This window comes from Aminobacter sp. P4_D5 (genome assembly GCF_056401815.1).
Genome location: NZ_JBFUIP010000961.1, coordinates 1 through 618, shown reverse-complemented (window position 1 = coordinate 618; position 618 = coordinate 1). Strand labels below are relative to the sequence as shown.

The following is a 618-nucleotide window of genomic DNA, read 5'->3' as shown; positions in this document are numbered from 1 at the left end:
TCTACGACCTCTATCGCAGCCCGGATTTCGCCCAGCGCTTCGGCCTGTTCGACGAGTCCAAATGGGAAAGCTCCATCGGCTATCTGATGGAAGGCGGCGACCTGCAACGCCGGCCAACGGCACGCGAGCTTTACACCAATGAATTCGTAGAGCGGATCGAGGAGGCGCGCACCCTGGCGGCGCTGGTGCAGGCGGGGCCGGCCGGGTGAGAATGGCCGGACCGCCGGGGAGCGAGAGCGCCGCACCCTTCATCGCCGTCGAGGATGTGCAGGTCACCTATGGCGGCGCGGAGCCGGTGCAGGCGCTGAGCGACATCCGCTTCGCCGTGCCGGAGGGCGCCTTCGTCTCGCTGGTCGGCCCCTCCGGCTGCGGCAAATCCACGMTGCTGCGCGCGGTGGGAGACCTGCTGGCGCCGACCGCCGGGCGCATCACCATCGCCGGAACGCCGGCGGCGGAGTTGCGGCGGCAGGGACGCATCGGCGTGGTGTTCCAGCAGCCCAACCTGATGCCCTGGCTGCGCATCGAGGAGAATGTGCGGCTGCTCCACCGCCTCGTTGCCGAGTCAGCGCCGTGCGCGGGGCTGGCGGCACCCGATGTCCCGGCGCTGCTGCGCATGGT

At 70.0% G+C, this 618-nt stretch carries 2 protein-coding genes; both read left to right on the top strand.

Features of this window, described 5'->3' with window-relative positions; all coding sequences use genetic code 11:
- The coding region (locus AC1DWF_RS36075; protein ID WP_476843252.1) for a hypothetical protein at positions 1 to 209 on the top strand (209 nt) is incomplete at its 5' end.
- A 2-nt stretch (positions 210 to 211) separates the two neighbouring features.
- Positions 212 to 618 (top strand): ATP-binding cassette domain-containing protein (locus AC1DWF_RS36070; RefSeq protein WP_476843251.1); only part of this gene is annotated, 407 nt, incomplete at its 3' end.